Source organism: Roseateles sp., assembly GCF_019237615.1.
In the GTDB taxonomy this organism is placed as follows: domain Bacteria; phylum Pseudomonadota; class Gammaproteobacteria; order Burkholderiales; family Burkholderiaceae_C; genus Pelomonas.
In genome coordinates, this window is record NZ_JAFAGT010000102.1 from 27,216 (window position 1) to 53,790 (window position 26,575).

At 69.9% G+C, this 26,575-nt stretch carries 20 protein-coding genes; 11 read left to right on the top strand and 9 right to left on the bottom strand.

Annotated features, from left to right (window positions below):
• The first annotated feature begins 79 nt into the window (after positions 1-79).
• Genes JOY88_RS21920 through JOY88_RS21935 form a run of 4 tightly spaced genes read left to right on the top strand, consistent with a single transcriptional unit; the run spans position 80 to position 3,708 of the window.
• The gene (locus JOY88_RS21920) at positions 80-265 is read left to right on the top strand and encodes a YgaP family membrane protein (RefSeq protein ID WP_293504774.1); all 186 of its coding nucleotides are present in this window, start codon (positions 80-82) and stop codon (positions 263-265) included.
• A gap of 22 nt (positions 266-287) precedes the next feature.
• On the top strand, positions 288-1,184 hold the full coding sequence (locus JOY88_RS21925; protein ID WP_293504775.1) for an MBL fold metallo-hydrolase: 897 nt from the start codon (positions 288-290) through the stop codon (positions 1,182-1,184).
• A 33-nt stretch (positions 1,185-1,217) separates the two neighbouring features.
• A complete protein-coding gene (locus JOY88_RS21930; RefSeq protein WP_293504776.1) occupies positions 1,218-2,885 on the top strand; it encodes a bifunctional protein tyrosine phosphatase family protein/NAD(P)/FAD-dependent oxidoreductase in 1,668 nt (555 codons plus the stop codon).
• Positions 2,886-2,889: 4 nt separating this feature from the next.
• Complete coding sequence (locus tag JOY88_RS21935; RefSeq protein WP_293504777.1) at positions 2,890-3,708, top strand: sulfite exporter TauE/SafE family protein; 819 nt, start codon at positions 2,890-2,892, stop codon at positions 3,706-3,708.
• 15 nt (positions 3,709-3,723) lie between these two features.
• Here JOY88_RS21935 and JOY88_RS21940 read toward each other — a convergent pair whose 3' ends face one another.
• The 4 genes from JOY88_RS21940 to JOY88_RS21955 form a co-directional block, all read right to left on the bottom strand.
• Positions 3,724-5,013 carry an MFS transporter gene (locus tag JOY88_RS21940; protein WP_293504778.1) on the bottom strand — a complete coding sequence of 430 codons (1,290 nt, stop codon included), beginning with the start codon at positions 5,011-5,013 and terminating at the stop codon, positions 3,724-3,726.
• Between the two features lie 193 nt (positions 5,014-5,206).
• The gene (locus tag JOY88_RS21945) at positions 5,207-6,715 is read right to left on the bottom strand and encodes an efflux transporter outer membrane subunit (RefSeq protein ID WP_293504779.1); all 1,509 of its coding nucleotides are present in this window, start codon (positions 6,713-6,715) and stop codon (positions 5,207-5,209) included.
• Positions 6,696-9,785 carry an efflux RND transporter permease subunit gene (locus tag JOY88_RS21950; RefSeq protein ID WP_293504780.1) on the bottom strand — a complete coding sequence of 1,030 codons (3,090 nt, stop codon included), beginning with the start codon at positions 9,783-9,785 and terminating at the stop codon, positions 6,696-6,698. Before JOY88_RS21950 ends, JOY88_RS21945 begins: the two co-directional genes overlap by 20 nt.
• On the bottom strand, positions 9,782-10,927 hold the full coding sequence (locus JOY88_RS21955; protein WP_293504781.1) for an efflux RND transporter periplasmic adaptor subunit: 1,146 nt from the start codon (positions 10,925-10,927) through the stop codon (positions 9,782-9,784). The genes JOY88_RS21950 and JOY88_RS21955 overlap by 4 nt, the downstream gene beginning before the upstream one ends.
• Before the next feature lie 106 nt (positions 10,928-11,033).
• Here JOY88_RS21955 and JOY88_RS21960 point away from each other — a divergent pair, with 106 nt between their 5' ends.
• The 5 genes from JOY88_RS21960 to JOY88_RS21980 all read left to right on the top strand — a co-directional run bounded on the left by JOY88_RS21960 (position 11,034) and on the right by JOY88_RS21980 (position 19,078).
• Positions 11,034-11,708: a response regulator gene (locus tag JOY88_RS21960; RefSeq protein WP_293504782.1), complete on the top strand. Its 675-nt coding sequence runs from the start codon at positions 11,034-11,036 to the stop codon at positions 11,706-11,708.
• Positions 11,705-13,069, top strand: coding sequence for a sensor histidine kinase (locus tag JOY88_RS21965; RefSeq protein ID WP_293504783.1), 1,365 nt, complete (start codon positions 11,705-11,707; stop codon positions 13,067-13,069). Before JOY88_RS21960 ends, JOY88_RS21965 begins: the two co-directional genes overlap by 4 nt.
• A 163-nt stretch (positions 13,070-13,232) precedes the next feature.
• Positions 13,233-14,375 carry an efflux RND transporter periplasmic adaptor subunit gene (locus JOY88_RS21970; RefSeq protein ID WP_293504784.1) on the top strand — a complete coding sequence of 381 codons (1,143 nt, stop codon included), beginning with the start codon at positions 13,233-13,235 and terminating at the stop codon, positions 14,373-14,375.
• A 12-nt stretch (positions 14,376-14,387) separates the two neighbouring features.
• Positions 14,388-17,573 (top strand): efflux RND transporter permease subunit, encoded by a 3,186-nt coding sequence (locus JOY88_RS21975; protein WP_293504785.1) that lies wholly within the window; start codon positions 14,388-14,390, stop codon positions 17,571-17,573.
• Positions 17,574-17,584: 11 nt separating this feature from the next.
• Positions 17,585-19,078: an efflux transporter outer membrane subunit gene (locus JOY88_RS21980; protein ID WP_293504786.1), complete on the top strand. Its 1,494-nt coding sequence runs from the start codon at positions 17,585-17,587 to the stop codon at positions 19,076-19,078.
• Positions 19,079-19,133: 55 nt separating this feature from the next.
• Here the strand turns inward: JOY88_RS21980 and JOY88_RS21985 are convergent, their stop codons facing one another.
• The 5 genes from JOY88_RS21985 to JOY88_RS22005 all read right to left on the bottom strand — a co-directional run bounded on the left by JOY88_RS21985 (position 19,134) and on the right by JOY88_RS22005 (position 24,836).
• Positions 19,134-20,717 carry a hybrid sensor histidine kinase/response regulator gene (locus JOY88_RS21985; RefSeq protein WP_293504787.1) on the bottom strand — a complete coding sequence of 528 codons (1,584 nt, stop codon included), beginning with the start codon at positions 20,715-20,717 and terminating at the stop codon, positions 19,134-19,136.
• Positions 20,714-21,169, bottom strand: coding sequence for a response regulator (locus tag JOY88_RS21990; RefSeq protein ID WP_293504788.1), 456 nt, complete (start codon positions 21,167-21,169; stop codon positions 20,714-20,716). Before JOY88_RS21990 ends, JOY88_RS21985 begins: the two co-directional genes overlap by 4 nt.
• Positions 21,135-22,604 carry a sensor histidine kinase gene (locus tag JOY88_RS21995; RefSeq protein ID WP_293504789.1) on the bottom strand — a complete coding sequence of 490 codons (1,470 nt, stop codon included), beginning with the start codon at positions 22,602-22,604 and terminating at the stop codon, positions 21,135-21,137. Before JOY88_RS21995 ends, JOY88_RS21990 begins: the two co-directional genes overlap by 35 nt.
• A complete protein-coding gene (locus tag JOY88_RS22000; protein ID WP_293504790.1) occupies positions 22,601-23,626 on the bottom strand; it encodes an ABC transporter substrate-binding protein in 1,026 nt (341 codons plus the stop codon). Before JOY88_RS22000 ends, JOY88_RS21995 begins: the two co-directional genes overlap by 4 nt.
• Positions 23,627-23,885: 259 nt before the next feature.
• Complete coding sequence (locus JOY88_RS22005; protein WP_293504791.1) at positions 23,886-24,836, bottom strand: LysR family transcriptional regulator; 951 nt, start codon at positions 24,834-24,836, stop codon at positions 23,886-23,888.
• A 140-nt stretch (positions 24,837-24,976) separates the two neighbouring features.
• On the opposite strand from JOY88_RS22005, the gene JOY88_RS22010 reads away from it, so the two are divergent.
• Together JOY88_RS22010 and JOY88_RS22015 are read left to right on the top strand one after the other, a co-directional pair.
• Positions 24,977-25,711: an SDR family NAD(P)-dependent oxidoreductase gene (locus tag JOY88_RS22010; RefSeq protein WP_293504792.1), complete on the top strand. Its 735-nt coding sequence runs from the start codon at positions 24,977-24,979 to the stop codon at positions 25,709-25,711.
• Positions 25,712-25,738: 27 nt separating this feature from the next.
• Positions 25,739-26,350, top strand: a complete 612-nt coding sequence (locus JOY88_RS22015; RefSeq protein WP_293504793.1) for a muconolactone Delta-isomerase family protein — start codon at positions 25,739-25,741, stop codon at positions 26,348-26,350.
• The last annotated feature ends 225 nt before the right edge of the window (positions 26,351-26,575 follow it).

The window sequence follows — 26,575 nt, forward strand, 5'->3', positions numbered from 1 at the left end:
CTCTTGAAATGCACAGGGTGCAAGCCGCCGCGGGCTGCCATCGTCTTGGCGCCCAGGTCGGATCAACGAGGAGACTCCCATGAGAGCAAATGAAGGAACGCTGGATCGCGGCCTGCGAGTCGTCGCCGGCCTGGCCCTGGTCGCGCTGGCCGCCAGCGGCAAGATCGGGGCCTGGGGCTGGATGGGCGTCGTGCCGCTGCTGACCGGCGTCCTGGGTTGGTGCCCGCTGTACACGCTGCTTGGCCTCAACACCTGCCGGCGCTGAGCGCCGGGTTCCGGAGATCACCATGAACCCTGCTTCCCGGATGCGGGTCGAAGGCTTCTTCGACGCCGCCACCTGGACCGTCAGCTACCTCGTGCTGGACCGCGGGACGCTCCAGTGCGCGCTCGTCGACAGCGTGCTGGACTACGACCCGAGATCAGGCCGCACCGGCACGGCCAGCGCGGACCGGCTGATCGCTCGCGTGCGCGAGCTGGGCGCCCAGGTGCAATGGGTGCTGGAGACCCATGTCCACGCCGATCATCTGTCCGCCGCGCCCTATCTGCGCCAGGCGCTGGGCGGCAAGCTGGCCATAGGCCGCCACATCACGGCCGTGCAGCAGGTGTTCGGCCAGCTGTTCAACGCCGGCCCGGGCTTCGCTCGTGACGGCCGCCAGTTCGATCATCTGTTCCAAGACGACGAGGCCTTCGCCATCGGCGGCCTGCGGGCGCGGGCGCTGCACACGCCGGGCCACACGCCGGCCTGCATGACCTATGTCGTCACGGACGGCGAGGGTGCAGATGCGGACATCGCGGCCTTCGTCGGCGACACCCTCTTCATGCCGGACTACGGCACGGCGCGCTGCGACTTTCCTGGCGGCGACGCGCGCACGCTCTACCGCTCCATCGGCAAGGTGCTGAACCTGCCGCCGCGAACGCGGCTCTACATGTGCCACGACTACCAGCCGGGCGGCCGCGAGCTGCAGTTCGTCAGCACCGTAGCGGACGAGCGAGCCCACAACATCCATGTGCGTGACGGGATCGGCGAGGACGACTTCGTCGCGATGCGCCAGGCGCGCGACGCGACGCTGGGCATGCCCGCGCTGATCCTGCCGTCCGTGCAGGTGAACATGCGCGCCGGCGAGCTGCCGCCCGCGGAAGACAACGGCATGCACTACCTCAAGATCCCGCTGAACGCGGTCTGACGCCCGGCCCGGAGCATCGAAGGAGACAAAGCCATGGAGTTCAAGACACTGACCCCCGAACTGGCGGTGGCAGCCCAGGTCCATGCCCAGGACCTGCACGAGATCGCCCGCGCCGGCTTCCGCACCCTGATCTGCAATCGCCCCGACGGCGAGGGCAACGACCAGCCGGTGTTCGCCGAACTCGTGGCCGCGGCCCGCGGCCTGGGCCTGACTTTGCATTACCTGCCTGCGGAGTCGGGCAAGGTGAGCGACGAGCAGGGCCGCCAGTTCGGCGCGCTGATGGCCGGGAGCCCCAAGCCCGTGCTGGCCTTCTGCCGCACCGGCACGCGCTCGACGACGATGTGGGCCCTGTCCCAGTCCGGCACGCTGCCGCTGCCGCAGATCCTCGAGCGCGCGGCCCGGGCGGGTTTCGATCTCAAGGGCGTCTTACGCCGCCTGGCCAACGGCGGCAAGACCCCGGTGGAGGTGGCCGACGCGACGCACGAGGTCGTCATCATTGGCGGCGGCGCGGCCGGCATCGCGGTAGCCTCCAGCCTGCTGGCGCGCCAGCCGGGGCTGGACATCGCCATCATCGATCCGGCCGACGTGCACTACTACCAGCCGGGCTGGACGCTGGTGGGCGGCGGCGTCTTCGACGCCGCGGCCACCGCGCGCACCCTGGCCGCCGTGCTGCCGCGCGGCGTGCATTGGCTGAAGGCTGCCGTCGCCGCCTTCGAGCCGGAGCGCGACGCAGTCATCCTGGACGGCTGCCGCGTCGTCAGGTACAGGCAGCTCGTCGTCTGCCCGGGCCTGAAACTGGACTGGCATGGCATAGACGGGCTGGTCGACACGCTGGGCCGCCATGGCGTCACGTCCAACTACCGCTACGACCTGGCGCCCTACACCTGGCAACTGGTGAGGGGGCTGCGCGGCGGCCGCGCGGTTTTCACACAGCCGCCCATGCCCATCAAATGCGCGGGTGCGCCGCAGAAGGCCATGTACCTGTCCGCCGACCAGTGGCGCCGGTCCGGCGTGCTGCGCGAGGTGGACATCCAGTTCTGCAACGCAGGCGCGGTACTGTTCGGCGTGCCCGACTACGTGCCCGCGTTGATGGAATACGTGCAGGCCTACGGCATCCACCTCAACTTCGGCCAGACGCTGACCGCCATCGACGGCCCGGCCCGCAAGGCCATGTTCAGCCAGGCGAATGCCGACGGCAGCAAGACCCAGGTGGTGCGCGAGTTCGACATGATCCACGTCGTGCCGCCGCAGAAGGCGCCGGACTTCATCCGCGTGAGCCCGCTCGCAGACGCGGCCGGCTGGGTTGACGTGGACCCGGTCACGCTGCGTCACAAGGCCCATGCCAACATCTTTGCTCTGGGCGACGTGGCCAACACCAGCAACGCCAAGACGGCCGCGGCGGCGCGCAAGCAGGCGCCCGTGGTGGCCCACAACCTGCTCGCCGCGCGCGGCGCGGCCAAGGGCGAGGCGCGCTACGACGGCTATGGCTCCTGCCCGCTGACGGTGGCGCGCGGCAAGATCGTGTTGGCCGAGTTCGGCTATGGCGGCAAGCTCGCGCCCAGCTTCCCGGGCTGGCTCATCGATGGCACCAGGCCCTCGCGCCTGGCCTGGTATCTCAAGGAGCGCATCCTGCCGCCGCTGTACTGGGACGGCATGCTCAAGGGGCGCGAATGGCTGGCCCAGCCCGAGATGGCGGGCTGAGCGCATGCTCCCGGACGTCACCGGCCTGAGCTTGCTGCTGGGAGCTGCCGTGGGTCTGGTGCTGGCGCTGACCGGCGCCGGCGGTGGCATCCTGGCGGTGCCGCTGCTGGTCTTCGGCCTGCACCTGCAAATGGCCCGGGCCGCGCCCGTAGGGCTGCTGGCCGTGGGGCTGGCCGCGGCCATCGGCGCGCTGCTGGGGCTGCGCGGCGGGGTGGTGCGCTACCGCGCCGCGTTGCTGATCGGGCTGACGGGCATGGCCGTCGCGCCGCTGGGGCTGGGGTTGGCGCGCCAACTGCCCAACGCGCCGGTGATGGCGGCGTTCGCGGCGGTGCTGGGCTGGGTCGCCTGGCGCAGCCTGCGGCAGGGCCGCAAGGCTGCCACGGGGCTGCCGCGCCGGACGCCGCTCTGCGCCTTGGACCCCGCCACCGGCCGCCTGTCCTGGAGGGCCCCCTGCGCGGCCATGCTGGCGCTGACGGGCGCCCTGTCGGGCCTGCTGAGCGGCCTGCTGGGCGTGGGCGGCGGTTTCGTCATCGTTCCCATGCTCACTGCGATCAGCGACATCCCGTCCCGCGGCGTCGTCGCCACGTCCATGGCCGTCATCGCCCTGGTCTCGTTGGGGGGCGTGCTGGGCGCGGTAACCCAGGGCGCGCTGGACTGGCCCGTGGCGCTGCCCTTCACCGCGGGCGCGGCGGCCGCGCTGCTGGTCGGGCTGCGCTTCAGCGCGCGCTGGAGTGGCGTCCGCCTGCAGCAGGCATTCGGCGCGCTGGCGGCGATAGTCGCGCTGCTGATGCTGTGGCGCGCCGCGGGCCTCGCGGGCGGCTAGCAAGGGCCTGCCTCGTCAGGTCGGCGCGGGATGCAGGCTGTCGCGCCGCGCCAGCGCCGGGAAGATCCGCCACCACACCAGCACCACCGCCAGCGTGCCGACGCCGCCCAGCAGCACCGATCCCACGGGGCCGAGCAGGGCGGCCGTGGCGCCGGACTCGAACTCGCCCAGCTGGTTGCTGGCGCCGATGAAGACCGAGTTCACGGCGCCGACGCGGCCGCGCATCTCGTCTGGCGTCTCCAGCTGCACGATGGACTGGCGGATGACGACGCTGACCATGTCGGCCGCGCCGCTGATGGCCAGTACGGCGAACGCCAGCAGGAACGACGTCGTCAGCGCGAAGGCGATCATCGTCAGGCCGAACGTGGCGACGGCGCCCAGCAGGCAATGGCCGGCGCGGCGCGTGATCGGGAAGCGGGCCAGCCAGAAGCCAACGACGACGGCGCCCAGGGCCGGCGCGGCGCGCAGCAGCCCAAGGCCCTCGGGGCCGGTGTGCAGGATGTCGCGCGCGAAAACGGGCAGCAGGGCCGTGGCGCCGCCCAGTAGCACGGCGAAGAGGTCCAGCGAGATCGCACCCAGTACCGCGGGGCGCTGCCAGACGAAGTGCAGGCCCGCCGTCAGCTGCGCCCAGTCCGGTGAGGCACGCCCCGCCGGCGTGGGCCGGCGGCGGATGGCCAGCACGGCGAACGCGGCGGCGATCAGCATCAGCAGCGCGACGCTGTAGACGAGGGCCGCGCCCCAGTGGGCGGCGGCGTCGGGCGAGGCCCCTGACTCCAGTTGCGCGGCCATCCACGGACCCAGCGCGTAGAGCGCGCCGCCGAGCGCCGGGCCGGCGATGATGGCCGCCTGCATGGTCGAGCTGGCGGCCGCTACAGCGCGCGGCAGCAGTGCGGCTGGCACCAGGGTGGGCATCAGCGCCTGCTGCGCCGGCATCTGCAGCGCGCGGGCGCAGCCCAGCAGCACGGAAAGCAGCAGGATCAGGTTGGGCCCCACCCAGCCCCGGCCGCTGGCCAGCGCCAGGCAGGCGGCCGCCAGCAGTTGCAGGCCCAGGCTGGCCGCCAGCAACCCACGGCGGTCGTGCCGGTCCACCAGGTGGCCGGCGGGCAGGGTCAGCAGCAGTGCCGGCAGGAACTGCGCCAGGCCCACCAGGCCCAGGTTCCAGGCGCTGGTGGTCAGGTCGTACATCTGCCAGCCCAGGGCCACCATCAGCATCTGGTTGGCCGCCCCGCCGGTCACGCGCGCGCCGAGCAGGCGCTGGTAGTCATGCAGGTCGCGCAGGCGCGGCGGCGTTGCCGAAATATCCATCCTGGGCGCGACGCCTATTCGATGTTCCGCACCTGAGCGTCGATGTCGACGCGCTGTGCCGGTTCCGTCAGGACAGCCTCGTCCCGACACCATGAATCCAGCGCCCCGCAGCTGCGGGCTGCAGGGCGCAGTGCCGCGACTTTAGCGTCTGGAGCGCTCTGGATGCCTTTGCACCTGCCACCCTGGGTCCGATTCAGCGTAGCTGCGCCGACTCCGGCGGCAGATTCCACCAGCCGCCCCCCAGCGCCTGGAACAGGGCCACCACGTTGGACAGCCGTGTCGCCTGGGCGCCGGCCAGCTGCTGCTCGGCCTGGCGGCTGGCCAGCTCAGCCGCCAGCGTGCCCGTGCGGTCCGCGTAGCCGGCGTCCTGGCGACGCTTGGCGGTCGCCCAGCTGCGCCGGGCGACGTCGCGGCCACGCTCGGCCAGCTCGAAGGCCTTCTCGTCCGCCTCGATGGCGTGCAGCGCGTCCGCGACGTTCTGCAGCGCGGCCAGCACCGTGGCCCGGTACTGCGCCTGGGCCTGGTCGGCTGCGGCCGCAGCCGCGCGCTCGCGGTGGCGTGCCGCGCCGGCGTCGAACAAGGGCACGACCAGGTTGGCGGTGAGGTCGAAGAAGCGCCCGCTGGCCCAGAAGGCCTGCGACAGATGCGCAGCCGCACCGCCGGCATTGCCGGTGATGGAGAACTGCGGCAGCCGGGCCGCACGCGCGCCGCCGACCTGGGCCACCGCCGCGTGCAGCTGCTCCTCGGCCGCCCGCACGTCCGGGCGCTGTTCCAGCAGCCGTGACGGCAGACTCAGCGGCAGCTCGGGTGGCAGCCGGAAGTCGTGCAGCGCGAATTCCGGCATGGGCCGGTCCTGCGGCGCGCCGATCAGTGTGCGCATCAGGTGGCGGTTCTGCTCCAGCTGCTGCCGCAGGCCGGGCAGGATCTGCTGCTGCGCAAGCAGTGCCGAGCGTGCGGCATCCTCGTCCTGGGCCGCGGCATAGCCGGCGCGGCGCTGGCGTTGGGCGAGCTGCAGCGCTGCCTCGGCCGCCTGCGCACCGGCCTCGGCCGCGCGGATCTGCTCGCGCCACTGGCCGTCCTGTATGGCCGCCGACACGAGGTTGGCCACCAGCGTGACCCGCGCCGCCTGCCACTCGTGGCGCTGCGCCTCGGCCAGGGCCGCCGCGGCCTCGGACTGGCGGCGGTTGGCGCCGAAGACGTCGGGCGCGTAGCTGACCGACACCTGGGCGGTGTGGAAGTTGTAGATCACCGGTGTGTTGAACGGTGCTGTGCCGCCTTCGGCCGCGGGCGTGTTGGCCCCCGTCTCGATGACGCTGCCGTCGCCCTGCACGCCGGGAGAGTTGCCGCCCAGGTTTCCGGCGATCTTGGTGCGCGTCGGGCTGTAGCTGGCCTGCAGCTGCGGCCACAGCGCGGCGTCCTGCACGCGTCGGTTCTCCTGTGCGACGCGCAGCGCATGCCGGGCGGCCTCCAGCGTCGGGTTGGCCCGCAGCGCCTCGGCGACAAGGCGGTCCAGCTCGGGATGACCGAACGCGGTCCACCAGTCGGCCGGGATGTCGCGCTCGGCGCGCTCATCCATGGCCGGGCCCTGCGCGTAGGCGCGGCCGGTGTCGAGCTGGGGGCGGGCGTAGTCGGGCCCGACGGCGCAGCCGGCCAACGCGAGCAGGCACAGCGCCAGCGCCGACTCAAGCCGGGTTGTTTTCATGATCGACCTCGGAGAAATTCGCGAACAGCCGCATCGCCGCGGGCAGCGCGATCAGCGTGAAGAGCGTGCCGGTGACGATGCCGCCGACGATGACGCAGGCGAAGGGTCGCTGCGTCTCGCTGCCTATGCCCTGCGACAGCGCGGCCGGCAGCAGGCCCAGGCCGGCCATCAGCGCGGTCATCAGGATGGGGCGCAGCCGCGCGACGGCGCCCTCGGTGATGGCGGTGGCGACGGCTGCGCCAGCGCGCACGCGCTGCATGACCTCCTCGGTCAGGATGACGCCGTTCTGCACGGAGATGCCCGCCACCGCGATGAAGCCCACCGCCGCCGACACCGACAGGTGCAGCCCCGCCAGTCCGAGCGCCGCGAGCCCGCCGACCAGGGTGAACGGCACCATGCCCAGCACCAGCAGCGCCAGGCGCACCGAGCGGAAGGTCCAGAACAGCAGCGAGAAGATCAGCAGCGCCGTCAGCGGGATGATGACGGCGAGTCGCGCGACGGCGCGCTGCGAGTTCTCGAACTGGCCACCCCAGCGCAGCTCGTAACCCTCGGGCAGCGTCACGGCCGCGGCGACGCTGCGCTGTGCCTCCTCGACGAAGCTGCCCTGGTCCCGTCCCAGCAGGTTGACCTTGACGATGACGGCGCGCGAGCCGGCCTCGCGCACGATGCGCGAGGCGCCCTCGCGCACTTCGATGCGGGCGACTTCGGACAGCGCGATGCTGGCCTTGCTGTCTGGCAGGGCCAGCGGCAGGCTGGCAATCGCATCGACGCTGTTGCGCTGCGCTGCCGCCACGCGCAGCACGATGTCGAAGCGGCGGTCCTCGTCGAAGTAGCTGGACACGGCCGCGCCGGACATCGCCTGCGTGACCAGCTTGTTCACATCGTCCACCGCCAGCCCATGGCGCGCCAGGCGCAGCCGGTCGGGCGTGACGACGATCTCCGACTGGCCGCCGACGCGCGTGTAGTCCACGTCGGTCGCGCCGCGGATGCGACGTATCGTGTCGGCCACCGCGTTGGCCTTCTGCTCCAGCACGTCGAGGCTGGGGCCGGTGATCTTCGCGACGATCTCGCCGCGGAAGCCCGACAGCGACTCCTCAACGTTGTCCTGGATGACCTGCGAGAAGTTGGTCGTGATGCCGGGGATGCCCGCCAACTGCTCCGACATATCGGCCACCAGTGCCTCCTTGTTCGCGAAGCGCCACCCTGAACGCGGCTGAAGGTCAACCAGGATCTCCAGGTTGTTCGGGCCCTTGGGGTCGGAGCCGTCGTCGGGCCGGCCGGCCTGCGAGATCACATGAGACACCTCGGGATACTCGCGCAGCTTCGCGCGCACGCGCTTCTCGATGGACTGTGTGGTTTCCAGCGCGGCCGAGGTCGGCAGCGTGATGGTCAGCCAGATGTTGCCCTCGTCCAGCTTGGGCAGGAACTCGCTGCCCAGCCGCGGCGCTAGCGCCAGTGCGACGACCACCGGTACGGCCGACAGCAGCAGCGTGCCGGCGCCGCGCGCCAGCGTCCACGCCACGACACGGCGATAGCGTGCCTGCAGTCGCTCGAGCCAGGGCTTGTGCTTCTCGACGAGGCTGCCGCGCTGCAGCAACAGCGCCAGCAACGCCGGCACCACGGTGAAGGTCAGCAGCACTGCGCCGAGCAGCGCGAAGCTCAGCGTCAGCGCGACCGGCGTGAAGATCTTCCCCTCCACGCGCTGGAACGTGAAGATGGGCACGAAGGCCAGGATGATGATGGCCTTGGAGAACAGCACCGGGTGGGCCATGGCGCCCATCGTCTGGTGCAGTGCATGCAGCCGCTGGCCGCGCTCTAGCTGCCGGCCCGGCACGGCCAGCCTCACCATCAGCGCCTCGACGATGACCACGGCGCTGTCGATGATGATGCCGAAGTCCACGGCGCCGAGCGAGATCAGGTTGGCCGACACGCCGCGCGCGTTCATCAGGATGAAGGCGAACATCAGCGCCAGCGGGATCACCGTCGCAACGACCAGCGCCGCGCGCCAGCTCGACAGGAAGACGACCAGTACCGCGATGACCAGCACGGCACCGACGAGCAGGTTCTCGGCCACGGTCGAGACGGTGTGGTGCACCAGCTGCGTGCGGTCGTAGATGGGCACGACGCGCACGCCCTTGGGCAGGCGCGGCTGCAGCTGCTCGATGCGTTCGCGCAGCTCGGCGTTGATGGTCGCCGGGTTGCCGCCCTTGGTCATCGACACGATGCCCTCGACGACGCTGTCCTGCGCGTCCACGCCGACGCTGCCGTACAGCGGTCGCTCGCCGGCATGCACCTCGGCCAGGTCGCCCACGGTGATGGAGCGGCCCTGGCGCGCCGCGACGACGATGCGCCGGATGTCTTCCAGACCGCCGACGAGGCCCTCGGTGCGCACCACCAGGGCGGCGTCGCCCTGGCGCAGCACGTTGCCGCCGGTGCTGGCGTTGCCGTTCGACAGTGCCTGGCTCAGCTGCTCCAGCGTGACCTGGTACTTGCGCAGCGCGAGCAGGTCGGCATCGACCTGGTACTCGCGGATTGCGCCGCCGAAGGTGACGACGTCGGCCACGCCCGGCGTCATCCGCAGCGCCGGCCGGATGACCCAGTCCTGCAGCGTGCGCACCTCGGCAGCCGGCAGGCCTGGCGCCTCAATGGCGTAGCGGTAGATCTCGCCGACCGCCGTGGACAGCGGCGCCAGCTCGGGCTGCACGCCCGGCGGCAGGCTCACGGTAGAAAGCTTCTCGGTGACTTGCTGGCGCGCGAAGTAGTCGTCGGTGCCGTCCGCGAAGGTCAGCGTGACGATGGACAGGCCCGTCATCGTCACCGAACGCACGTTGATGAGGTGAGGGATGCCCGACACCTCGCGCTCGACGGGCAGCGTGACCGCACGCTCCATGTCCTGCGGGGCCTGACCCGGCATCTGCGAGATCACGCGCGCCTGCACGTCCTGCACGTCCGGGAAGGCCTCGATGGGCAGGCTGCGCAGCGCGTAGGCGCCGAAGCCGATCAGCGCCGCGGCGAGCAGGAAGACGAAGACGCGCTGCGTCAGCGCGAAGACGATGAGACGGTCGATCATGGTTGCGGCGCCGCCAGTTCGGCGTCCAGCAGCAACGCGCCGCTGACGACGACGCGCTCGCCGGCAGCCAGCCCCTGCTTGACGAAGCTGTCGTCGCCGCCGCGCGCCGCCAGCTCGACGCGGCGGCGCTTGAAGCGGCCGGGCTCGATCTCGACGAAGACGAAGGCGTAGACGCCGCGGTTGACCACCGCCGCATTCGGCACGCGCACTGCCTGCACGCCGTCTGTGGGTTGCAGCCAGGCGCGGACGAACATCTCGGGCAGCAGGCGGCCATCGCGGTTGTCCAGCGCAGCGCGCAGCGTCGCGCGACGGGTGCTGGGGTCGATCACGCGGCCGACCTGCACGACGCGGGCCTCGCGCCTCTCGCCCGGCGCGGCATCGGTCTCGACCAGCAGCCGGTCGCCTGCGCGAACCCGGCCGACCAGCTTCTCCGGAAGGTCGGCCAGCACCCACAGGCGGCGCAAGTCGCTGACGACGAACAGCGGTGCTGGCGGCGCCGGTGCCACCTCGGCGGCGGGCCCGACGTTGCGCTCCGTGACGACGCCGGCCAGCGGGCTGGCGAGCGTCAGGCGCTGCCCTCGCAGCGGCAACCCGCGCGGGTTCAGGTTGTGCAGCCGGCGCTCGGCGCGCTCACGCTCGGTACGGGCCTGGGCCAGCTCGGCCTCGGCCTGCTCCAGCTCGCGGTGTGCGACCGCGTCACCCGGCGCCAGCTCGCGCAGCCGCGCGGCGGCGCGCTGCTTGAGGGCGACGTCGGCGTCGGCGCGCGCCAGGTCGGCCTGCGCGCTGCCCAGGTCCGGCGTGTCCAGCACCAGCAGCGGCTGTCCGGCGCGGACGACGTCGCCCGGGGCGGCCGGCAGTTCGACGACGCGGCCGGAGACCGAGGTGGACAGCCGCGCCGTCACGTCTTCATCGTAGGCCAGCCGAGCCTCCAGCGGCTGGGCCAGCGGCACCGCGAACGCCTCGGCGGGCTGACTGCGCAGCATGGCGAGCTGCGGCGCGCCGGCTGCGTAGCGCACCTCGTCGGCCGCGGCGGCGGGCGCCGCTGCGTGAGCGGCCGGGGCGGGCTCGCGGTCCTGGCATGCGGCCAGCAGGGCCGCCGCGAGAAGCAGCAGCAGCAGGGGTTTGGGGGTCGAGGGATTCACGGCGACGGCGGCAGGCAGAATTGCCGCGGGAGAATTCGCAAGCCGGCGACGGTAGGCGCGCTGGCTTGCAAACACCTATCAGTCGGGCCTGCGGCCCGGAAAGACCATGCAAATCCTCCTCATCGAGGACGACCCAGAAATCCGCCGCGAGCTGATGCTGCGCTGGCAGTCCAAGGGCTGGGGCGTCACCACCTGCGATAGCCTGGCGAGCGCTGACCGGCATGCGCGCAACCACGTGCACGAGCTGGTCGTGCTCGACCTGCAGCTGCCCGACGGCGACGGCCTGGACTGGCTGCGGCGCTGGCGGCCGCGCGACCCAGGCACGCCGGTGCTGGTCCTGACCGCACGCGACCGAGTGGCCGACCGCGTCAGCGGGCTGCAGGGCGGCGCCGACGACTACCTGACCAAGCCCTTCGCCGCGACCGAGCTGGACGCTCGCATCGAGGCGCTGATGCGCCGCACCTCGCGGGACCGCGACGCCCGGCTGCAGTTCGGCCCTCTTCTTTGGCTGCGCGACGAGGCCAGGCTGCTGATGGACGGCACCGAACTCGAGCTGCATCCGCGCGAGTTTGAGGTGCTGGGGCTGCTGATCCGCAGGGCGCCGCGGCTGGTGCCCAAGCGCGTCATCGTCGACGCGCTGGCCGAGAAGAACATCGAGGTCGGCGACAGCGCAGCGGAGGTCTACGTCTCGCGGCTGCGGCGCAAGCTCGGCGCGGGCGCGGTGCAGATCGACACGGTGCGCGGTTTCGGCTACCGGCTGCTGCTGGCCGAGGCCGCGTGAAGCCCGTGGCGCGGCGCTGGCTGCAACGCGAGCTGCAATGGCGGCTGGCGCTGCCGGTGCTGGGCATGGTGCTCGTCGGCGGCCTCTTCAGCGCGCTGGGCACGGAGTACCTGGTGGACAAAGTGTTCGACCGCTGGCTGTTCGACGCCGCGAGGTCGCTGGCCGCGGAGGTCAGGCACGAGGGCGGGCGGGCCCAGATCGCATTGAGCCACCAGGCCGAGACCATGCTGCTCTACGACGTGGTCGACCATGTCGATTTCGCGGTGCTGGACGGCGACCGGCTGCTGGCCGGCAGCCCCGGCATCCCGCTTTCGGGCAGCAACGAGCGACGCTATGGCGCGACCAGCCGCGCCTTCGATGCGGTCTACGGCGGCCACGAGGTCCGCGTCGCCTGGGTAGATACCGGCACCCCGGCGGCGCGGGTGGGCGTGGCCGAAACGCTGAAGAAGCGCGCCCAGACCCGGCGCGACCTGTTGCTGGTGTTCTTGCCGCTGGGTCTGGTGGTGGTGCTGGCAGCCTTCGTCGTCGCACGCGGCGTGCGCCGCACCGTGAGCCCGCTGGAGACGCTGGCCGCGCGCTGGAACCAGCGCGCCCACCTTTCGCTGGACGCCATGCCCACCGACGAGGTGCCGCGCGAGCTGTTGCCTTTCGCCACCGCGCTGAACGACATGCTGCAGCGCCTGCGTGGTGTGCTGGAGCGTGAGCAACGCTTCGCCTCGACGGCAGCGCACCAGCTGCGCACGCCGCTGACGGCGCTGCAGCTGGGGTTGGCGCGCGCCGCCGAGGCCTCCGACCTGGCCTCCGCCCGGGGGGTGCTGGAGGAGCTCGGCGAGACCACGCAGCGCACGGCACGGCTCGTGCAGCAGTTGCTTGCGCTGAGCCGCCTCGACCCGGAGCTGGCCAAGACCACCGCGTTCTCGCGGCTGGACGTGCAGGCGCTGGCGCATGCCGTGGGGCTGGCCTACCAGGACGTTGCCGCCGACCGCGGCATCCGGCTGGAGTTCGAGGAGACCACGGATGGCTTGCCGGTGCTGATCCGCGGGCAAGCCGAGCTCATCAGCGAGGCCCTGGGCAACCTGGTGGACAACGCGCTGCGCTACACGCCGGCGGGCGGGCTTGTGCGTATCGCCGTCTCGGCCGCACCACCGACGCTGGCCGTGCACGACGGCGGCCCCGGTGTACCGGAGCATGAGAAGGAGCGCATCTTCGAGCGCTTCGCGCGTGGCTCGACGGCGCAGGGCGCGGGGACGGGCCTTGGTCTGGCGATCGTCAAGGAGATCGCCGAGCTGCATGGCGCCACGGTCCGGCTGGCGCGCTCGCCCTGCGGCGGGGCGCTGTTCTCGCTGGTATTCGAGGCCTAGCGAGCCGGGGCAGGGCGCCAGGTCAGGGTCCAGTCAGGTGCGCGCCCTCAAAGTGCCCGGCAAACCCCGACCCCAGCCTGCCATGCGCCTGCTCACGAAACGAATCGGCGCCCGTGCCGCACCCCCCGCCCGGCGCGGGCACGCCCTGTGGAAGGGAGCCGCCATGGCCGCCGCCGTCGGCATCGCCGTGCTGTTGCTGCGTCAGCCGGAAGCGCCCAAGGCGGTGCCAGCGGCACCTTCCGTCCTGCTGCTGAACGGGGACACCGTGCGCCTCGAACCCGCGCAGGCGGCGGAACTGAAGGTCGGCCCTGTCCAGACGCGGTATTTCCAGGCACGGCGGGAGGCGATCGGGAGCATCGATTTCGACCAGGATCACGCGGTCCAGGTCTTCTCGCCCTACCAGGGCCGCATCGGCCGGGTGCTGGTGCGTGCCGGCGACGAGGTCCGCAAGGGCCAAGTGCTGTACACGGTGCAGGTGCCCGACCTGGCGCAGGCCGCGTCCACGCTGATCTCGACCGCTGGCGCGCTGCAGGTCGCCACGGCGACGCTGAAGCGTGCCCAGGCCCTCGCGGCCAGCGAGAGCATCCCGCAGAAGGAACTGCAGCAGGCCGCCGCCGAGCAGCAGGCCGCCGACGGCGCCTATCGTGCGGCGCGCAAGGCGCTGGGTCTGTTCGGGCTGGACAGCGCCGACATCAACGAGATCGAGAAGTCGCGGCACGTGGATACCGAGATGCCCGTGCGCAGCCCGCTGGCCGGCCGCGTGGTGACGCGCTCGGCCGCCGAGGGGCTGCTCGTGCAGCCGGGCGCGGGCAACCCGCCCGTCATGGTGGCCGACCTGCGCAGGCTGTGGATGGTGGCGAGCGTGCCGGAGTCCGAACTCGGCAGCTACCGCCTCGGGCAAAAGGTGGTCGTGACCGTGCCTGCCTACCCCGACAGGCGCTTCACGGGCATCCTGAGCCACATTGGCGACGTCGCCGATCCGGCCTCGCACCGCATCAGCCTGCGCGCGGAGGTGGCGGACGCCGAGCATCTGCTGCGGCCGCAGATGCTGGCCCAGTTCGCCATCGAACTGCAGCCGGCGCGCGAGGACCTGGCGATCCACGAGAAGGCGCTGGCCCGCGAGGGCGATGGCAGCTTCAGTGCCTGGGTCACGCAGGATGCCCAGAGCTTCACGCGGCGCAAGGTGACCACGGGCATGACCCAGGACGGCTGGGTGCAGGTCACCGGTGGCCTCAAGGCCGGGGAGCGCATCGCGCAAGACCGGGCGCTGTTCCTGAGCAACCTCGCGCAGATGGCGCAGAACTGAGCGGGGGCAGGGATGTTCCGCCCCCTGCTGGCCTTCGTGCTGACGCGCCGTCCCATGGTGCTGCTGGGCCTGCTGGCCTTCCTCGCGGCCGGGCTGCTGGCCTTCTACCGTCTGAACGTCGAGGCCTACCCGAACCCGGCGCCGGTGATCCTGGAGATCACGGCCCAGTCGGCCGGCCAGTCGGCCGAGGAAATGGAGCGCTACTACACGCGCCCGATGGAGATTGGCCTGGCCACGACGATGGGCGTGGAGAACATCCGCTCGACGTCGTTCTACGGCCTGTCTTTCGTCCGCGTGACATTCAAGTACGGCGTGGACTATGTCTCCGCACTGACGCAGACGGCCATCAACCTGCAGCAGAACGTCAGCCTGCCCAATGGCGTGCAGCCGCAGATCCAGGGTTCCAGCCTGGTGGGCGAGATCCTGCGCTACCAGGTCAAGGGGCCGTCCACCTACAGCCTGACGGACCTGCGCGGCTTGCAGGACTGGGTCGTGCAGCGTCGCCTGTTGACCGTGCCCGGCGTGAGCCAGGTCGTGACCTGGGGTGGGACGACCAAGGAGTACCACGTCGAGGTGCAGCCGGCCCGGCTGGAGAGCTACGGCCTGACGCTGCAGCAGGTCATCCAGGCGCTGGGCAACGCGAACAACAACGTGGGCGGCCGCACGGTCAGCGTCGGCGAGCAGTCGGTGAACGTGCGCGGCCTGGGCCTGGTGCGTGACATCGAGGACGTCAGGACCACAGTGCTGAGCCAGCAGAACGGCCAGCCTGTGCTGGTGCGCGACGTCGCCGAGGTCGGCGTCGGCAACGTGCCTCGGCTGGGCGAGGCCGGCCGCGACGCCAGCGACGACGTGGTCACCGGGGTGGTCATCATGAACCGCACCCAGCAGACCAAGGACGTGATCGCGCGGGTCAAGACCGCCGTCGAGACGCTGAACCACGACGGCAGCCTACCCCAGGGCGTCTACCTGGAGCCCTACTACGACCGCTCCACGCTGGTCAACGTCACCACCCACACCGTCATCCACAACCTGGTGTTCGGCTGCGTGCTGGTGTTCTTCATCCAGTGGATATTCCTGGGCGACCTGCGCAGCGCCGTGATCGTCAGCGTGAACATCCCGTTCGCGCTGTTCTTCAGCATCATCATGCTGGTGCTTTCGGGCGAGTCGGCCAACCTGCTGTCGCTGGGCGCGGTGGACTTCGGCATCATCGTCGACTCGGCCGTCATCCTCGTCGAGAACGTCTACCGCAACTTCCAGCGCACGCCGCGCCAGCGCATCGAAGCGCTGCGCGCGATGACGCGCGGGCCCTACGGCATGGTGACCGACCCGGCGCTGGGCTGGACGCAGCGCCTGCGCATGATCTTCATGAGTGCGCTGCAGGTCGACAACTCGGTGCTGTTCTCCACCGTCATCACCATCGCCGCGTTCTCGCCGCTGTTCCTGATGACGGGTGTCGAGGGCCAGATCTTCGGCCCGATGGCCCGCACCTACGGCTACGCCCTCGCCGGCGCGCTGCTCGCCACCTTCACCGTGACGCCGGTGCTGGCCGCCTATCTGCTGCCGCGGCGCGTCAAGGAGCAGGAGACCTGGCTGGTGCGCTGGATCCACCGGGGCTACGAGCCGCTGCTGCGCTGGTCCCTGGCCCATGTGCGCTGGATGTGCGGCTTCGCCGTGGCCTTCCTGGCGGGCATGCTGGTGCTGGGCGCCCACCTGGGCAGCGAGTTCCTGCCCGCGCTGGAGGAGGGCAACCTGTGGATACGGGCCTCGATGCCACCGACCATCTCGCTGGAGGCCGGCTCCGACAAGGCCAACCGGATGCGCCAGATCATCAAGGGCTTCCCCGAGGTCGTCACGGTCGTGTCCCAGCATGGCCGCCCGGATGACGGCAGCGATGCCTCCGGCTTCAACAACGTGGAACTGTTCGCACCGCTCAAGCCCTTTGACCAATGGTCGCCCGGCATGGACAAGGAGAGGCTGGTGAACGATCTGCGCCAGCGCCTGGAGCGCGAGTTCCCGGGCGTAGGCTTCAACTTCTCGCAGTACATCCAGGACAACGTCGAGGAAGGCCTGTCCGGCGTCAAGGGTGCGAACTCCGTGAAGATCGTCGGGCCGGACCTCGTCACTCTCGAGAAGCTTGCCCGCAAGGCCGTCACGCTGATGGGCCAGGTCCAGGGCGTGGACGACCTCGGCATCTTCAACGTGCTGGGCCAGCCCAACCTCAACATCCGGATCGACCGCGCCAAGGCGGCGCGCTACGGCCTCAACACCGGCGACGTCAACGCCGTGGTGCAGGCCGCGCTCGGCGGCACGGTGGCCACCACCGTGCTGGAGGGCGACCGCCAGTACGGCCTGACGGTCCGCTACGCTGGCGCGGCGCGGGCCGACCTGGAGAGCGTGCGCGACCTGCGCGTGGGCTATGGCGCGGGCAACGCCACGGCCTATGTGCCGCTGCGCGACATCGCGACGGTCAGCCTGGACACCGGCGCCACCTATGTCTATCACGAGCGCAACGAGCGGTATATCCCGATCAAGTTCAGCGTCGGCGGCCGGGATCTCGGCAGCACGGTGGCGGAGATCGAGTCCAAGCTGGGCCGGGAGTTGGCCCTGCCAGAGGGCTACCGCATCGAATACGCCGGCGAGTTCGAGGAGTTGCAGAAGGCCAAGGCCCGCATGGGCATCCTCATCCCGGCCGCCTTCGTGCTGATCCTCGTGCTGCTCTACGCGTTGTTCAACAGCATCGGCTACAGCCTGCTGGCGCTGGTGGCCGTGCCCTTCACGGTGGCCAGCGGCTTGTTCGCGTTGTTCGTCTCGGGCCAGGTGGTCAGCATCTCGGCGGTGATCGGCTTCGTGTCCCTGCTCGGCGTGTCGGTCATGGACGGCATCCTGATCCTGACCTACTTCAAGGAGTTGCGCCTGGCGGGTAGCACGCCCGAACAGGCCATCTACGACGCCTATATGCACCGCCTGCGGCCGCTGTTGATGACGGCACTGTCGGCCTGCATCGGCCTCCTTCCCGCGGCCATCAGCCACGGCATCGGCAGCCAGGTGCAGCGCCCGCTCGCCACCGTGGTGGTGGGTGGCATGTTCCTTGGTCCCTTCTTCCTGCTGCTCGTGGTGCCGGCGTTGCGCCTGGCCGTGCTCCGGCGCGTGAAGCTCAAGAAGCGCCGCAAGGGCCTGGGCGGCGACCTGCTGGCCTGAGCGAGGTGATCATGACTTTCCGCGACAGCCCCCTCCCGATCACCCGGATCCGCGTCGTCCAGTTGCTCGCGGCCGCGGCGCTGTCGGGCTGTGCGGCCGGCCCGGACTTCCAGGCCCCGACACCGCCGCTAGCGACGCAGTACCTGCGCGGGGAGGTCCAGGCGGCCGCATCGTCGGCGGGCGATGCGGTCGCGCCGCAGTCACGCTGGTGGACGGCCTATGGCTCAGAGCGGCTGGACCGGCTGGTCGAGCGTGCGCTGCAGCGCAACCCCGGCATCACCGCGGGCGAGGCCAGCCTGCGCCAGGCCCAGGAGAACGTCATTGCCCAGAGGGGGCTGTTCTACCCCTCGGTGCAGCTCGGCTACAGCGCGAGCCGGCAGAACTCCGGGACCGTGCTGTCCTCGGCACTGAGCTCTGGCCAGTCGCTCTACAACCTGCACACCGCCCAGCTCAGCGTGGGCTATGTACCTGACGTGTTCGGCGGCAACCGCCGCCAGGTGGAAGCGCTGCAGGCCAGCGCCGACGGCCAGCGCTACCAGACCGATGCGCTGCGCACCACCATCGCCAGCAACGTGGCAGCCGCTGTGATGCAAGAGCAGGCGCTGCTCGACCAGGTGCAGATCGTGAACGAGACGCTGGCCCTGGCCAGAGAGCAACTGCAGCACACGCGAACGCTGCAGGCCGCCGGCTACAGCAGCGGCCTGGACCTGGCCCAGCAGGAGGCCGCCTACACGCAGACGCAGGCGCTGCTGCCGCCGTTGAACAAGCAGCTGGAACAGACCCGCAACCTGCTGTCTACCCTGTGCGGCGACCTGCCCAGCGAGCTGGCGATGCCGGATGGTGATGCGGCGGAGCGCCTGGCCCGGCTGCGCACGCCGGCGCAGTTGCCGCAGGTCGTGCCCTCCCAGCTGGTCCAGTACCGCCCCGACGTGCAGGCCGCGCAGGCTGAGCTGCACGCGGCCTATGCCCAGATCGGAGTCGCCGTGAGCAACCTGCTGCCGCAGTTCTCCATCGGTGCCAACCTGGCCTATGGCGCGACGTCGCTGTCCGGCCTCTTCTCGCCGGTCAACCAGTCCTGGGGCCTGCTGGCAGGGCTGACGCAGCCACTGTTTGCCGGTGATGCCCTCATGGCCCGCAAGCGCGCGGCCGAGGCCGCTGCCGAGGCTGCGCAGGCGCAGTACCGGAGCACCGTCCTGACGGCATTCCAGAACGTCGCCGACGTGCTCTATGCGTTGGAGCACGATGGCCAGGCACTGGCAATCGCCGAACGCAACGTCGTGGCCAGCGAGCGTTTGATGGTGCTGACCGAACAGCAGTTCAGGCAGGGCTATGCGGCCCGCCCGGCCTGGTTGTCGGCGCGCCAGACGTTTCTGCAGGCGCGGCTGGCGCAGGTGGCGGGGCGAGGCGTCTACCTGGGTGACACGGTGGCGCTGTTCCAGGCCTTGGGGGGCGGGTGGCGGCCGCCCGCGCCCGCCGCGGACAGGCCCGGCGCGTCGTCGCGATGACATCGGGGCGGTCGGAGCCGAAATGTCATCGCCTCGTCTGCCCGAGACCGCCGCCTCAGCTCCTGGACGCGACCAACCGTCCGACCAGCGGGATCAGTTCGCGAAAGGTGTCTTCCTTCTCCAGCAGTGCGCGCACGCCCGCCCGTCGTGCCTGTTCCCGCAGTTCATCCGTGATCAGGCCGGAACTGATGATGATGGGGAGATCGGCTCGAATGGCGGCAACCTCGAGCGCCACGTCCACGCCGGAGCGCAGGGGCATGTTGTAGTCCGTCACGAATACATCGACGCTGCCTGGTGAAATCCGAACGGCCTCCAGCGCGGAGGCAATGTCCAGGAAGCCGGTGCATCTGTAGCCGGCCCGTTCGAGGAGCCGTTCGACGACCAGCATCACGGTTTCATCGTCGTCGAGATAGATCACATGCTCGCCATGCCCGACCCTCTGCGAGGCTTGGGCTGCCGGCTGCGGTGGCGTCACGGAAGGCTCCGGCCTGGCCGTGGGCAGGTAGAGATGGAAGGTGCTGCCCAGTCCGGGGGCGCTGTCGACGCGCACGCTGCCCTGGTGGGCCACAACAATGCCATGGACGACGGCCAGGCCGAGGCCGGTGCCCTGGCCCGTCGGTTTCGTCGTGAAGAAGGGCTCGAAGATGCGCTCGCGCGTCGCCGAATCCATGCCCACGCCGGTATCGCTGACCCATAGGTGGGCGTAGTTCCCGGCGGGCAAGCCCGACAGCGCGCGCGCCGCGGCGGCGGTCAGAACGGTTGATTCCAGTCCGACGACGATCCGGCCGACGTCGCCATGCATGGCATGCCAGGCGTTCGTGCACAGGTTCATCAGCACCTGCTGGAGTTGGGTCGCGTCGCCGTTGACATGCAAGGGCTCCGCGTTCATGCGCAGGTCCAGCTCCATCCCCGCAGGCAGCGTCACCCGCAACAGGCGATAGGACTCCTGGACGATGGACTGCAGTTCGACGTTGCGCAGCTGCTGCGGTTGACGGCGACTGAAGGTCAGGATCTGTCGCACGAGATCACGGGCGCGCAGGCTGGCCTTCTGGATCTCGCCCAGCGTTGCCTGGACGGGGTGCTCGGCGACAAGATCGGCCCGTGCCAGTTCGAGGTTCCCGAGAATGGCGCCAAGGATGTTGTTGAAGTCATGCGCGATCCCGCCGGCCAGCGTGCCGAGCGATTCCATCTTCTGGGCCTCGCGAAGCTGGGTCTCATAGCGACGGAGTTCGGCCTCCGTCTCACGGTGGGCGGTACGGCGGGCCGCCTGAACGAGCTCGCGCTCAAGGACGGGCGCAAGACGACTGAGGTGTTCCTTCGTCACGTAGTCGCTGGCGCCGGCCTTCATCGCCGCGACCGCCATCTCTTCCCCGATGGTGCCGGACACGAAGATGAAAGGCACGTCCATGCCCGTCCTCTTGTACGCGGCAAGCGCCTCCAGGCCACTGAACCCGGGCATGCTGAAATCCGAGATCAAGGCGTCCCAGGGGGCCTCCACCAGCGCGGCCTCGAGGCTGGCGAGGTCCTGGACGCGGCGCCATTCGGGCGCGAAGCCGGCCCGGCGCAGCAGGCGCGTGACCAGGCGGACATCGTTCTCCGAGTCCTCGATCATCAAGATCCTGATGGGGCGCTCGCTCATGACGGCGTGGATAACGGCGGCTGCTGATTGAGTGCCAGCCAGTAGATGCCCAGCACCTTGACGGCCTCGACGAACTCGGTGAAGTCGACCGGCTTGCGAACATAGCTGTTCGCGCCCAGCTTGTAACCCGCGACGACGTCTTGTTCCTCCTTGGAGGAGGTCAGGATTACCGCCGGCAGCAAGGCGGTGCGCGGATCGGCCCGCAGCGCCTTGAGCACGCCAAGCCCGTCCAGTCGAGGCAGCTTGAGATCGAGAATGACCAGCGTGGGCAGCGATGCTCCGGCGCGGTCGGCGTAAGCGCCCCGTGCGAAAAGAAAGTCAAGCGCCTCGACGCCATCGCGGACGACGGCAAGCGGGTTCATGAGATGGCTGCGCTTGAAGGCCCGGACCGTCAGCGCGACGTCGTCCGGATTGTCCTCAACCAGCAAGATGACCTTGCTCTCGTCGCTCATCTGTGGGCTCCAAAGTACGGAAGAAGAATGAGGCGCCGCCGCCCAGGCTGGCCTTCGCCCACACGGGCCAGCCGTGGCGACGGAAGACCCGTTGGACGATCGCGAGGCCGATGCCGGTGCCCGGATAGTCGTCCTCGTGGTGCAGGCGCTGGAAGGCGCCGAACAAGCGATCGGCATAGGCCATGTCGAAACCGGCGCCGTTGTCGGCCACGAAGCAGACCTGGTCCGCGCCTTCCCGCTTTGCACCCACGCGAATGACGGCCTCCGCCGTCTTGCTGGTGAACTTCCAGGCGTTGTCGAGCAGGTTCTGCAGTGCGATCTGGATCAGGTCGCGATCGGCCCGAACGACGACACCGTCGTCGATCTCCCATCGGACGCTGCGCTCGGGCTGCGTCTTCTGGATCGAGGTCGCCATCTCGCGGGCCATGGATGTGAGATCGACGTCATGGACGCGCAGCTCCGCCCGCGTGACCCGTGCCAGCCCGAGCAACTCGTCAATCAGCCGCCCCATCCTCTGGCTCGCGGACCGGATGCGGTGCAGGTAGTCGAGAGCCTCCTCGTCCAGCTTGTCGCCGTAGTCTTCGATCAGTGCCAGCGAGAAGCCGTCCATGCTGCGCAGCGGGCTGCGCAGGTCGTGCGAGACCGAGTAGCTGAATGACTCCAGCTCCTTGTTCAGCGAGGAGAGCTCGCGGTTGCTGAGCTCCAGTTGCTGAAAGGAGTCCCGCAAGGCACGGGTCATCGCATCGAAATGACGGGCCATCTCGCCGAACTCATCCTGGGTGCCGACGTCGAGCTCGAAATCCCAGTTGCCGGACGCCACCTCGCGGGTGGCCCCCTCCAGCCTGGCCACGGGATCCATCACGTCGCGCCGGAAGAACCAGGCGGCGGTGGCAGTGACGAGCGCCATCATGGCCAGGCCGGCCACCGTCCAGAAGACGACGCGACGCTGCGTGGCGTCGATGAGTCGGTCCGAGTCATCGATCAGGCGCGCGGCGTCGACGAGACTCTGCTGCTGCAGGATCAGCAGACGGCTCGACAACTGGGTCTCGAAGCGCCGCTGGATCTCGTCACCGCCACCACGGTCCAGGGTCGGATCGACTTCGGCGAACAGCCGATGGCTGGCTTCCGTCTGTGTCCGCAGGTCGGCGAGCGTTCGTGCGGAGCTTCCGCGAATGTCGACCGACGCTGAGAACAGCCGTTCCAGGCGCTGCCAGACGGCCTGTTCCTGCAGTCTCGCGCGTTCGCGCCGGTTGAGCAGGTATTCGAACGTGACCATGCGCATGTCATTGAGCGCATCGGCGATGGTGGTGCTTTGCCGGCGTTGCTCGACCGCGGCGCGCACCTGCGCGTCCGCCCAGCCTATGCTCGTGGCGATCAGCACCATGGTGCCGAGCATCAGCGCGGCGGCGAGCCGGGCCTTGCTTCGGATCTTCATCGGACCACCGTGACCCTTTCCGGCGTCGCGGCCATCAAGGCATCCAGGTAGATGTGGGACAGGAAATTGGGAACGGGCTGGACGGGCGCATATCCACGTGTCATGGCCCAGCTCGAGACATCCTCAAGGGTGACGAGCTGTGCCTGCCGCTGCCCGAGTTCAAGGGAAATGCTCTGCCATGCCGGATCGAGGGCGTACGGCTCGATGCCGAGGCGGGCCGCGAGGAGCCTTTTGGCCTGAAGCGGCTCGGCCCGCACATAGCGCTCGGCATCCAGCAAGGCCAGGACGACACGGTGCACGACGTCGCCGTGGGAACGCAGGAAATCGCTGCTACCGACCAAGTTGAAAGTTTGGGCGTAGGCGTCGGGGGCGGCGAAGGAAGCTGCTGCGTCCCCGAGGGCGGACTCGGCGCCGTGCCGTACGGGTTGCCATGCCGCGATTGCATCGACGCTGCCATCACCTAGCGCCTCGATCAGCTGGTTCGGCGGCAGGTCGACGAGCGTCAGGGACTGCGCCGCGAGGCGATGACGCACCATGTAGGCCCAGAGGAAGTAGTCACCGCTGGTGCCGAAGGTGACGCCGACGCGGCGACCCTGGAGGTCCGTCGACGAGTGGATGCCACGGTCACGGCGGGCCACCACGGCCATCTCATCGGGGGCGTTGGCCAGGGTGGTGGCTATGCCCAGCGGAGCTCCCTTCAGTACCTCGACGACGATGGGCACATCGGCCGCTGCGGCCACGTCCGCGCGCCCCGCCAGCAGCTCGGCCAATGCGGCCTTGCCGTGGATCTGCGGCAGCAGCGTGACCCCCAGCCCATGCGCCTTGAAGTACTCACGCCCCGCGGCTATGTGCAGCAGCCCCGCATGAGGCACTTGCGGCAATGCGATTCTCAGAGGCACGAGCCGCGCCGGCTCTGCGGGCCTGCGCCAGGTCAGGCTCGACAGTGCCGCAAGCGCCGCAGCGCCGATCACCCAGACTGAACGGCGCTTCAATTTGCTGCTGGTGGAATTAGGAATGCTCACCTAGTCCCCCTGAGCCATCAATAGATGGCGACGATGCCGGCCAGTCGGGGCGCCAAGTGTCTTCTTGTGGGTCCGCCCGAAAGGAGCGTAAGGGCCCACCGGTCATCTGACAAGCGTTTTCCGCGTTCGGCCCCGGCGCGACCAGGTCAACGCGCCGATGGCGGCCTCGCTGACATATGCCGCCACGGAGCGTCCGGGAGGCACGCTTGGCCTTGCCTGGGCGCAGGCCGTCGTGCGCCGACGCCGAGGCTTGCGGCGGTCACCCGCCTTCGGGTTGGGAGGCCTGGGTCGAGAGGGCTGGCAGGTGGCTGTGCTCCAGCATGAACTCCACGAAGACGCGCACACGCGACGGTAGCAGCCGACCATGGGGGTAGATCAGGCTGACGGGCCGTGAACGCCCGGCGAAGGGCTGCAGCACCTCCACCAGCCTGCCAGCGGCCAGGTCTTGCTCGGCCACGAAGCGATAGGTTTGGAACAGACCCGCCCCCGCTCGGGCCAGGGTGACGCCCGCCAGCACGTCCTCGGAGCAGATGTAGTGGCCGCTCAGCAACATCTCCTTCTCGTGGCCGTCCTGCCGGAACAGCCAAGGGATCTGCCGGCCGCTGCTCGGCAGCGTGTACTGGATGCACTCGTGCTGCTCGAGGTCTGCCAGGGTCCGGGGCTGGCCCGCGCGACGCAGGTACTCCGGGCCGGCCACGACGACGAGCTCCGCATCGCCCAGGGGACGGGCCACCATGGTCGAGTCCCGCTGCGCACGAAAGCGAATCGCGACGTCGAAGTTCTCCTCGTGCATGTCGATGTTGCGGTTGCTGATGTGGGCCTCGACCCTGATCAGCGGGTAGCGCTCGCGGAACGCGGGCAGCAGCGGCAGCAGCCGGTGGTGCCCGTAGGTGGTGGGCGCACTGACGCGGATCGTGCCGCTGGGCTGCACCTGCTCGCCGCTGACCCGGCGCTCGGCCTCGGCCAGCTGATGCAGGGCCGTGCGGCAGTGCTCGAAGTACTCCCGGCCGCCCTCGGTGAGCCGGATGCTGCGGGTGGAGCGCACGAACAGGCGTACGCCGAGGCGCTTCTCCAGCCGGGCGATCGAGCGGCTCACCGCCGCCGGGGTGACGCCGGCCGTGCTGGCCGCGGCAGTGAAGCTCCCCGCCTCGGCGGCCAGGCAGAACAACTCGATGCTGCCCAACAGGATGTCGTCGAACTGGCGCTGCATATTGATTACATGATGTATCAAGAATAGTTTATCAGCTCATATTTATCGCTCTTCTAGTCATCAATAGAGTTCATCCCAACCGGTGGCGTCCTGCGAATCACACCGGCTCACCGTGAACCCCAACCCCTACGAGGACCGTCATGAGCAAGTCTGAAAACACCATCGTCATCACCGGCGCCAGCAGCGGCATCGGCCTGGGCTTGGCCGAGGCCTTTCTGCGCGAGGGCTATAACGTCGTCGGCACCGGCCGCTCGTCGGAGCGCCTGCAGGCCGTGGCCGTCCGCCTGAACGCGGGCGAGCGCTTCCTGGGCGTCGCCGGCGACGTCGGTTCGCCCGACACCGCGCGTGATGTGTTCGCGCAGGCCGTCGAGCGCTACGGCCATGTCGACGTGCTGGTGAACAACGCCGGCATCTTTGCGGTCAAGCCCTTCGTGGACTTCACGCCGCAGGAGGTGGAGGAGCAGATCGCGACCAACCTCAAGGGCGTGCTCTACATGTCGCAGCAGGCGGCGCGCCACATGGGCGAGCGCGGGCGGGGCCGCATCATCAACATCACTGCTTCGTTGGCAATGCAGCCGCATGGCAGCGTGCCGGCGCTGCTGGCGGTGGCGCTCAAGGGCGGCCTGAACCAGGCCACGCGGGCCCTGGCGCTGGAGTTGGCTCCCAAGGGCGTGACGGTGAATGCCGTCGCGCCGGGCGTGACGGCCACGCCGATGCACCCGGCCGACACGCATGCCGCGCTCGGCAGCATGCACCCGCTGGGCCGCATTGCACGCATTGACGAGATCACGGCGGCGGTGCGCTACCTGGTCGGCGCCGACTTCGTGACCGGCACCGTACTGCCGGTGGACGGCGGCTTCAGCGCCGGGCGCTGAACGCACTGAACGACCCGAGGAGTCAGCATGGAATATCTCGTGACGATGACCACTCGCGTCCCGGCGGGAACGCCGGACGCCGCGGTCGACGACATCCGCGCCGACGAGGCCCGGCGTGCGGCCGAGCTGGCCCGCTCAGGCCAGCTGCTGCGCCTTTGGCGCCCACCGTTGCAGCCGGGCGAATGGCGAACGCTGGGCCTGTTTTCGGCGCCGGACGACGAGCGTCTGGAGCGGGCGCTGGCCTCGATGCCGCTGCGGGTCTGGCGCCGCGACGAGCCCCTGCGGCTCGTGCCCCATCCGAACGACCCGGCCACCGCCGGCGTCGGACCGGCCGGGTTCGCGGGCAGCGAGTTCCTGATCACGATGACGGTCACGGTGCCGCCGGGAACGGCGCCCGCGCAGTTGGACGACCTCTTGTCGCGAGAAGCCCGACGCGCGCGTGAGCTGGCGTCGCAGGGGCATCTGCTGCGGCTGTGGTCGCTGCCGGCGGCGCCCGGCGTACACCGCGCCCTCGGACTCTGGTGTGCGGGCGGCGACGCCGAGATCGCCGCCATCGTGGATGCGCTGCCCTTGCGCCCCTGGATGGCGGTCGAATCCATGCCATTGACGCCGCACCCGAACGATCCGGCCGGCCATTGAGGAGATGTAATGGATGCCTCCCTCCCCACGGGGACTGAGACCGGAGCGCGGAGATGAACAGCGTGGCTGTTCGTGGGGAGGCCGTTGTCGCAGGGACAAGGTGGACCCTCGAATGGATACGGCATCAAAGTGCCCAGGGCGTGATAGACCAAGGTCGTCACAAACACCATCGAGGGTCCGAGATGAATCGTACTGCGGGGATGAGCGCCGGGCAGATCATCGGCA

Bases quoted from the DNA above. Each gene is read 5' to 3' on its own strand.
- JOY88_RS21985 (WP_293504787.1), bottom strand. From the start codon at position 20,717: ATGAGCGAGCGCCCCATCAGGATCTTGATGATCGAGGACTCGGAGAAC.
- JOY88_RS21990 (WP_293504788.1), bottom strand. From the start codon at position 21,169: ATGAGCGACGAGAGCAAGGTCATCTTGCTGGTTGAGGACAATCCGGAC.
- JOY88_RS21980 (WP_293504786.1), top strand. From the start codon at position 17,585: ATGACTTTCCGCGACAGCCCCCTCCCGATCACCCGGATCCGCGTCGTC.
- JOY88_RS22015 (WP_293504793.1), top strand. From the start codon at position 25,739: ATGGAATATCTCGTGACGATGACCACTCGCGTCCCGGCGGGAACGCCG.
- JOY88_RS21975 (WP_293504785.1), top strand. From the start codon at position 14,388: ATGTTCCGCCCCCTGCTGGCCTTCGTGCTGACGCGCCGTCCCATGGTG.
- JOY88_RS21925 (WP_293504775.1), top strand. From the start codon at position 288: ATGAACCCTGCTTCCCGGATGCGGGTCGAAGGCTTCTTCGACGCCGCC.
- JOY88_RS21930 (WP_293504776.1), top strand. From the start codon at position 1,218: ATGGAGTTCAAGACACTGACCCCCGAACTGGCGGTGGCAGCCCAGGTC.
- JOY88_RS21945 (WP_293504779.1), bottom strand. From the start codon at position 6,715: ATGAAAACAACCCGGCTTGAGTCGGCGCTGGCGCTGTGCCTGCTCGCG.
- JOY88_RS21960 (WP_293504782.1), top strand. From the start codon at position 11,034: ATGCAAATCCTCCTCATCGAGGACGACCCAGAAATCCGCCGCGAGCTG.
- JOY88_RS22010 (WP_293504792.1), top strand. From the start codon at position 24,977: ATGAGCAAGTCTGAAAACACCATCGTCATCACCGGCGCCAGCAGCGGC.
- JOY88_RS21920 (WP_293504774.1), top strand. From the start codon at position 80: ATGAGAGCAAATGAAGGAACGCTGGATCGCGGCCTGCGAGTCGTCGCC.
- JOY88_RS21940 (WP_293504778.1), bottom strand. From the start codon at position 5,013: ATGGATATTTCGGCAACGCCGCCGCGCCTGCGCGACCTGCATGACTAC.
- JOY88_RS21970 (WP_293504784.1), top strand. From the start codon at position 13,233: ATGGCCGCCGCCGTCGGCATCGCCGTGCTGTTGCTGCGTCAGCCGGAA.
- JOY88_RS21950 (WP_293504780.1), bottom strand. From the start codon at position 9,785: ATGATCGACCGTCTCATCGTCTTCGCGCTGACGCAGCGCGTCTTCGTC.
- JOY88_RS21995 (WP_293504789.1), bottom strand. From the start codon at position 22,604: ATGAAGATCCGAAGCAAGGCCCGGCTCGCCGCCGCGCTGATGCTCGGC.
- JOY88_RS21935 (WP_293504777.1), top strand. From the start codon at position 2,890: ATGCTCCCGGACGTCACCGGCCTGAGCTTGCTGCTGGGAGCTGCCGTG.
- JOY88_RS22005 (WP_293504791.1), bottom strand. From the start codon at position 24,836: ATGCAGCGCCAGTTCGACGACATCCTGTTGGGCAGCATCGAGTTGTTC.